This window comes from Zongyangia sp. (assembly GCF_965361945.1).
Window position 1 is genome coordinate 20,583 of sequence record NZ_CBDTOK010000047.1, and the last position, 7,710, is coordinate 28,292.

Sequence of the window (7,710 nt, forward strand, 5' to 3'; positions counted from 1 at the left end):
CTTTCTTTATTTGAGGGTCGCGGTGTATTTTTCCAGAAGGATGGCCGGTTTATAGGAGAGCTTGGCCTTCCGCAAGCCCTCGTCCCCCACGTCGTCCTCCCGGTTGACATACTTATAGTCCATACAGTTGTGGCGTACAAATTCCTGGTTGATGATGGGATAGGCTCCCTGCACCTCTGCGAATGCCTTCTCAATATGGACAATGAAGGTATCGCTGGAAAGAGGCGCGCCGATGGAATAGGCGACTATCCCTTCCTCCTTGGTGCGGATAAGGCCCCCCTTCAGGCCCTCATCAAAGAAATGGTCCAAGGCTTTCTTGACGGCGCAAAGCTCCTGTTTCAGGCTGGGATCATTGCAATTGCCCTGCTTTTCGCACCAGATTTTATTCATGGCCCGACATTCCTCGATGTTTTCGGCGGTGATGGGTTCATAAACCCAGTCGGGATGATTTTGCTTAAATTTGGTGATGTGGTTGCGCTTGCCGTGGTATTTTTTCCCCGAAAGGGTGGCAAGATCCACTGTATTGTAAATATAGTCAAACCCGTCCCGGTATTCCTCAAAGGCGAACCGACCCGGAAAGAGGGTTTCCAGCAGCGCTACATTTTCCTTGACAATGCCATGCATCTGAAAAGGACATTCCCGCTCCTTGGCGTCCTGTATCAGCGCCTCGATGACAGGGGCAATATCCCCGCTTCCGGAGGGATAGAGATAGCTTCTCTCCTCAATGCCGGAGCGGACACAATAATATCCGTCCACCTGGGCCACCTGGATGTGATAGATGTCCTTCCAGTTGTAGTTATTGCTGAACACATATTCCGAACCTTTGAAATCCGACATCTTTAAAAGCGGATCAATCCAAGCTTTATCCTTGAGTTCTATATCCTTGAAATCTACCATAAAGTTTTCAGTTCCTTCCGCAATGTCTGCATCAATTTTTCGTGGATCACCTGCACCGGCAGAGGCTCTCCCCCATCGCAGCAGGAGATCAGCTTCCAGCCCTGCCTTTCTGCCGCGTACATGGCGCTTTCCCGGCACCGCAGCAGGTAGGAAAAATCCTTCTCATGAATGTCTTTTTTGTTTTCATCCCCATCATACCGCCGGGCCAGCAGCCTTTTGGAGGTATCGGGATCCATATCCAGGTAGAGCACCAGGTCGGGTCGGGGCAGTCCCAGCTTTTCAAATTCGTAATCATCCAGCCAGGTGAGAAAGCTATCCCACTGATCCCGGGGCAGCTTGACCATCTGATGGATGGCGTTGGAGCTGACATACCGGTCGGCCAGGATGATGCTCCCCTCCCTGCGGTAATCATTTTCCCAAAAGCGCTTAAAGCTGGCATAGCGGTCCACCGCATAAAAGCTGGAGGCCGCGAAGGCGTTGACCCCGTCGGCGTTTTCCGCAAGCTCCCCGCCCAGATACATTTTGATGAGGGCCGAGGAGGGATCATCATAATTGGGGAAGGAGATCTTTTTGACCTCTCTGCCTTTTCCCCACAGCTCCTCATACAAAAGGGAGGTCTGGGTTGCCTTTCCGCTGCCGTCCAGGCCGTCAATAACGATTAAGCTTCCCAAGTGTCTGCCTCCTCAGTCTTGTTCCATAGTCTTTCCCAGGTATTTTTCTCTCATCTGGGCCATCTTTCCGCAGGACATTTTCCCCTCGGGACAGGGGCCGGCTACACAGGAGGGACCCGCTTTCCCAAAGAGGGTGGGCGCTACCTCCTTGCACAGGGCCAGCATCTGCTGCGCTACCTCCCGGATCTCCCATTGGGCCCGGTTGCAGCAGCGGTGGCGGAAAAAGTTCTGCAGGCTCCGGGCGTTCATGGTGACGATCATCTTGGTGTCACAGGCGTTGGGGAGCACAAACCGCGCATCCTCAATGGCCATCTTCTCCGCCCGCGCCTGCGCGGTTTTTTCGTCGATGCCCTGCTCCATCAGCTCCTTTGCGTGGCGCCGCTGCAGGATGTCGGAAAGACGCAGGTAATCTTCCAGGGCGCGGTCCATAGAATCCTTAAAAATCCGCGCCGCCTCCGGATCGGCCGCAATTTCCGGCGGGGTGACAAACTCAAAGTGATTTTCCTTTACATATCTTTGGCTCTGTACCGAAAAAGATGCAATCCGGTGCCGTGTAATCTGCGCCAATAGAGCCCGGGACACATTTTGAATGCCAAAGGTGAAGGAAGCGTGCTCGATCGGGCTTTCATGGCCCAGCTCCGCAAGCATCTGCACAAAATCAGAGGTCTTTTTTTCATCCAGGTGATCCATCACCGTCTCGATGGAGCTGGCGGCATAGCAGAGCTTGGCCGCCGAGGCCACAATCTTTTCCGGCATCGGAGTGTATGCCAGCAGTGTTACATAAGCCATTAGATCCCCTCCTTGAGATAGGCGGCAGAAGCCGCTATATTTTTTCCAAACGGGCGAAATTTTCCATAATTTTCTTGGTGCCCACCTTGTCAAAGGCGATCTCTAACAACCGGTCGTTGCCCATAGGTACCGCTGACAGGACGATGCCGTCGCCAAAAACCTTGTGGCGCACTCCGTCCCCCGGCTGGAATCCGGTCTGGCCCTTCTGCATGGGCTTCCCCGCCCCGCCGATGCCGATGGAGCTGCGCACCCCGTCCTGGATGCCGGGTTTTCTGAAGGGCTTTGTCTCCTGGACAGGCCGGATGATGATGGTCTTGTCCTCAAAATCACAGAGATTTTTGGGGATCTCCCCAATAAAGCGGGAGGGGCGGTTGCGGGCAGTGGAGCCAAAAATCATCCGCTGGGAAGCGCTTGTTATATACAGGCGCTCCTTGGCCCGGGTAATCCCCACATAGGCCAGCCTGCGCTCCTCCTCCACCTCTGCCGGGTTGTAGATCGACTGCATTCCCGGGAAGATGCCCTCCTCCATGCCGATGAGAAAGACGTTGCGAAACTCCAGGCCCTTAGCCGAGTGCATGGTCATGAGCACCACACTGTCCTCGTCGGGGTCAAAGTTGTCGATATCGGTATAGAGAGAAATCTCCTCCAAAAAGCCGGAGAGGGTAGGTTCCTCATTTTCTTCACAGTATCTGACAATGTTGGAGCGAAGCTCCTCCACGTTTTCCAGCCGGATTCTTCCCTCATCTCCCTGGGCGGTAAGCATAAGCCGGTAACCGGTCTTTTCCATGACCTGGTCAAAGAGGTCGCACAGTTCCCCAGACAGGGCCGTTTCGGAAAGCTCCTGGATCATGGCGGCAAAAGACCGCAGCCCCGCTGCTTTCCGGGAGAGGGCGGCATATTCATCCGCCGTGGCAAAGATATCAAAAAGGCTGTTTCCCGTTTGCAGGGCGATCTGCTGGGCTGCCGCCACAGTGGCCGCGCCGATGCCCCGCTTGGGCTCGTTGATGATGCGGTTTAAGCGCACCGTGTCGGCTGGATTATTGATGACGCTGAGGTAGGCCACCATGTCCTTGACCTCCTTGCGCTCATAGAAGCGGAGGCCGCCGATGATGCGGTAAGGGATGGCGGACTTGACCAGGGTCTTTTCCACGCTGTTGGACTGCGCGTTCATCCGGTATAACACGGCATGGTCGGAGTACCTCTGGCCGTTTGCGACGTCAGAAAGGATGGTATCCGCTACAAACTGGGCCTCCTCCGCCTCGCTGTAAAGCCGCCGGACGCAAATTTTATCGCCGGCGCCGCTGTCGGTCCACAGGTTTTTCCCCTTGCGGGCGGTGTTGTTCTGGATAACCTCATTGGCCGCATCCAGGATGTTCTGGGTGCTGCGGTAGTTTTGTTCCAGCCGGATGACCAGCGCTCCCGGAAACTGATTTTCAAAGCTGAGGATGTTCTCAATATCCGCGCCTCTGAACTTATAGATGCTCTGGTCGTCGTCGCCTACCACGCAGATGTTCTGCCGCTTCTGGGCCAGGAGGCTGACCAATCTGTACTGGGCGTGGTTGGTGTCCTGATATTCATCCACCAGGATGTATTTATACCGGTTTTGGTAGTATTCCAAAACGTCCTCATTCTCTTCAAAGAGCTGGACAGTCAAACAGATAATATCGTCAAAGTCCACCGCATTGGCGTCTTTCAGCCGCTTCTGATACAGCTCATAGACCTTGGCGATGGTGGCCAGCCGGTAATCGCTTCCCGCCTGCTTTGTAAACTCCGCCGGTGTGGTCATGGTATCCTTGCTCCGGCTGATCTGCCCCAAAATCCCCTTGGGGGCAAAGTTCTTATCACTGATATTTAAATCCTTCAGGCAATCCTTGATGACACGAAGGGAATCGTCGGTGTCATAGATGGTGAAGCTGCTCTTATATCCCAGCCGGTCAATCTCCCGCCGAAGGATCCGTACACAGGCGCTGTGGAAGGTGCCCGCCCCGATATCCTGGGCGTCCTCCCCCAGCATAGAGGCGAGCCGGGATTTTAACTCCCCCGCCGCCTTGTTGGTGAAGGTGATGGCCAGAATATTCCAAGGGCGCACCGGCCGATGGGCCAGAATGGCCGAAAGGGCATCCAGATCGGACTCCTTCCCGTCAATGAAGCCCTGTAAAAAAGCCCGCTGTTCCGGGCTGTATTCCTCAAAATTAGGCGCGCTGTAAGCATCCCCAAACCGGACCATGTTGGCGATGCGGTTGACAAGGACGGTGGTCTTACCGCTGCCCGCTCCCGCCAGGATGAGGACAGGCCCATCAATGCGGAATACCGCTTTTTTCTGCCGTTCATTCATCCGGGAAAAAACCCGTTCCAGCGCTTGTTTTTTCAGTTGGTTGTCTTTTTCCAATTGGCTCACAAAAAAAGTTCCTTTCTTTTCCCAATCGACATATCTGTTGTATTATAACATAAAACCTGCAATTTCTGAAGTGTTGCCGCAAAATTCACAAACCCGTAAAAAAGGGAGCGGTAGACCTACCGCTCCTTTTTCCTCGTTGAGATTATGACGCAGATACCCAGCTCTTACATCAGCGGCGCGAACAGCCGCAACAGGCCCCGGATAAAGCGCTGGGCCAGATTGACCCGATTGCAGTCCTCCAGGGTAATCGGCTGGCACACCTCCAGGGTTTTGAGGTAATCCTCCTTAACCTGCATCACTGCCTGGCTTTTGTACATCCACACGCCGCATTCAAAATGCATATACAGGCTGCGGAAATCCAGGTTGATGGTGCCCACCGTCGCCAGTACGTCGTCGCTGACAAAGGTCTTTGAATGGATAAAGCCTGGGGTGTATTCATAAATTTTGACCCCCGCCCGGATCAGCTGTTTATAGTAGGCCCGCGTCAGCAAATGCACATACCATTTGTCCGGGATGTGAGGGGTTACAATCCGTACATCAATACCGTTTTTGGCCGCCAAGGCAAGACAGGTGTATATCTCATTGTCCACAATGAGATAGGGAGTATTGATATACACATAGTCCCGGGCCCGGTTGATGATATTCATATAGACCGACTCGCCCACCGTCTCCCCATCCATGGGGCTGTCCCCATAGGGCTGGACATAGCCGTCGTCAGGGAACTCATCGTCCCAATGGATTCGCGGCCTAAAACCCTCAAAATCCTGGTCTTCCCGTTGCTGGAAATTCCAGGCCTGAAGGAACATGACCGTCAGGTTCCACACCGCTTCCCCCCGGATCATGATGGAGGCATCCTTCCAATGTCCGTGCTTTGGATAGGCGTTGATGTATTCATCCGCCAGATTGATACCCCCGGTGAAGCCGGTGTGGCCGTCGATGACCACAATCTTCCGGTGATCCCGGTTATTCATTTTAATGGAAAGAGAGGGGGTAAAGGGGTTGAATACCTTGGCCTTGATCCCCATCTTTCTGAGCTTCTCGTCATATTTATAGGGCAGTGTCTGGATACTGCCGATATCGTCATACATCACCCGGACGTCCAGCCCCTGGGCCGCCTTCTCTCGCAGGATGTCCAAAACACTGTTCCACATGATGCCTTCTTCAATAATAAAGTATTCCAAAAAGATATAGTGTTTCGCCTTTTGGAGTTCTTCCTTCAACCGCTCGAACTTTACCTCTCCCGGGGAAAGGTATTCTGTCTCGGTGTTTTTATACACCGGGTAGGAAGCGTAATCTGCAATGTAGTGGGACTGAAGGGCAATCTCTTTGTCCTGGGCTTCCAACTCTTCCAGAATCTCCGGCTCCTGGACCATGAGGGGATTGGTCTGCTTGCAGATATCGTTCATCTGCCGGGCAAACTTCCGGGTGGGACGGTTCACGCCGCAGATAATATAGAAAAGCCCGCCAAAAACAGGGAGCAACAGGATAAGGATGGTCCATGCTAACTTAAAGGAGGGGTTGTCCTTCTGACTGAGCAGCCATATGACAACACCCAGGCTCAACAGCCAGAAAAACGCGTAAACATAGAAAAAATAACTGCTGAGGAAGGCAATCCCGCCCACCAGGACCGCGACCTGGAGCACCAGCAAAAGGCCCACCAAGACCATCCGGCTGAAGATCAGCTTAAACAGCCTTTTGATGAGGCTCATGCTCTTTTTCTCGTCATGTGACACAATTTCACCCTACCTTTATTCTTTTTCTCCACTCTACGAAAGGGATCTATTTTTCATTATAACAGAATTTCTTCAAAAAACAAACAACCGCCGGAATGCCCCGTGCTGATAAGGCAGTAAAATGTAGAGAAGATGGTGTAACCCGATTTTTGTCGGGTTACACCGTTTTCTTTTTTATGCGGTCAGCTGTTTTGGAAGCAGTGATGCGCTTCGTATCTGTTCCATCATTCTCCGGATCTCCTGCTCGTCAGGAATGCTCACCAGTCCCACCGCCGTAAAATAGATGTCGACCTTTACCGATTTTCGAGCGTGCTTTTTTTCCGGATTGTGCACTTCAATGCGACGGATCAGCTTGTTGACAATCGTCGGCGTCAGCTCTTTCATGTCGGTAAATTCCCGCAGCCCCTGTAAAAGCAGACGCATATCCACCGACTTTTGTTCCATTTCGGATAGATGCTTTTCTTCCTCCCTGACCTTGTCCAGCAGTTCTTTCTGCTCGGACTCATACTCCGCCGCCATCCTTGCATAGCGCTCATCCGGCAGCTTCCCAATCACATTGTCCTCATAAATCCGGCTGAACAGTTTGTCCAGATCGGCAATCCGCTTTCTTCTACTTTCCATGGAAAGCTTCAATTCCTGCTGCCGTTTCTTCTGAAACTCCCCGCATTTCTGCTTCTGCATATAGAGAAATACCGACTCATAGCAGCGCACAAAATCCGCTAAACCCGCAACCGCTTCCTTCACAATCATTTCCAGCACCACATCCCGAATGAAGTGGATGGTACAGCTTCCTCTGCCGTCCTTGTAGTTAGCGCAGCGGAAAAATTCTTGATTGCGCTTGAGTGATTTGGCAGCGCAGAAGTGCAGTTTCGATTTGCAGTCGGCACAGAATACCAGCCCGGAAAACAGACTTTTCCGATTTGTCTTTGTCGGTCTGCGTTTGTTCTTCCTGAGTTCCTGCTGTTTTTGCTTTTTGAGATTGACGTCCCCAAATGCCCTCTGCCAGTGGGAACAAGTGAGGGGATAAGTTTTCTCAAAATATTTTTTGGAGAAAGCCTGAAATTGGGTGTGCATTTCGGCACCCTTTGTCCAAATGAGTGAAGAGGTTTTTTCATTCAGAAATATTTTCCCGTTTAGGGGGGCATTTGACCTCTGCCAGTGGGAATAAGTGAAAGACCTTTTCATTGTACCTTGAAAACTGAATAACGATCCGAATGGGATA

General features: G+C 52.3%; 6 protein-coding genes. All 6 read right to left on the minus strand.

What is annotated here, in order from left to right:
• Positions 1–6: 6 nt before the first annotated feature.
• Entirely contained in the window at positions 7–897 is an 891-nt protein-coding gene (locus tag ACZ25G_RS03055; protein ID WP_463681494.1) for a DUF2156 domain-containing protein, read from the minus strand.
• The gene (locus ACZ25G_RS03060) at positions 891–1,568 is read right to left on the minus strand and encodes a dTMP kinase (protein ID WP_463681495.1); all 678 of its coding nucleotides are present in this window, start codon (positions 1,566–1,568) and stop codon (positions 891–893) included. The genes ACZ25G_RS03055 and ACZ25G_RS03060 overlap by 7 nt, the downstream gene beginning before the upstream one ends.
• Before the next feature lie 12 nt (positions 1,569–1,580).
• A complete protein-coding gene (gene thyX, locus ACZ25G_RS03065) occupies positions 1,581–2,357 on the minus strand; it encodes an FAD-dependent thymidylate synthase (RefSeq protein WP_463681496.1) in 777 nt (258 codons plus the stop codon).
• 34 nt (positions 2,358–2,391) lie between these two features.
• The gene (locus ACZ25G_RS03070) at positions 2,392–4,692 is read right to left on the minus strand and encodes an ATP-dependent helicase (protein ID WP_463681498.1); all 2,301 of its coding nucleotides are present in this window, start codon (positions 4,690–4,692) and stop codon (positions 2,392–2,394) included.
• Positions 4,693–4,919: 227 nt separating this feature from the next.
• The gene (gene cls / locus ACZ25G_RS03075) at positions 4,920–6,455 is read right to left on the minus strand and encodes a cardiolipin synthase (protein WP_463681499.1); all 1,536 of its coding nucleotides are present in this window, start codon (positions 6,453–6,455) and stop codon (positions 4,920–4,922) included.
• A gap of 207 nt (positions 6,456–6,662) precedes the next feature.
• Positions 6,663–7,562 (minus strand): DUF4368 domain-containing protein, encoded by a 900-nt coding sequence (locus ACZ25G_RS03080; protein WP_463681497.1) that lies wholly within the window; start codon positions 7,560–7,562, stop codon positions 6,663–6,665.
• Positions 7,563–7,710: the final 148 nt, after the last annotated feature.

What these genes read in the sequence shown, in the direction of transcription:
- thyX (WP_463681496.1), bottom strand. Translation starts at nt 2,357, where the DNA reads ATGGCTTATGTAACACTGCTGGCATACACTCCGATGCCGGAAAAGATT.
- ACZ25G_RS03070 (WP_463681498.1), bottom strand. Translation starts at nt 4,692, where the DNA reads ATGAATGAACGGCAGAAAAAAGCGGTATTCCGCATTGATGGGCCTGTC.
- ACZ25G_RS03055 (WP_463681494.1), bottom strand. Translation starts at nt 897, where the DNA reads ATGGTAGATTTCAAGGATATAGAACTCAAGGATAAAGCTTGGATTGAT.
- ACZ25G_RS03080 (WP_463681497.1), bottom strand. Translation starts at nt 7,562, where the DNA reads ATGCACACCCAATTTCAGGCTTTCTCCAAAAAATATTTTGAGAAAACT.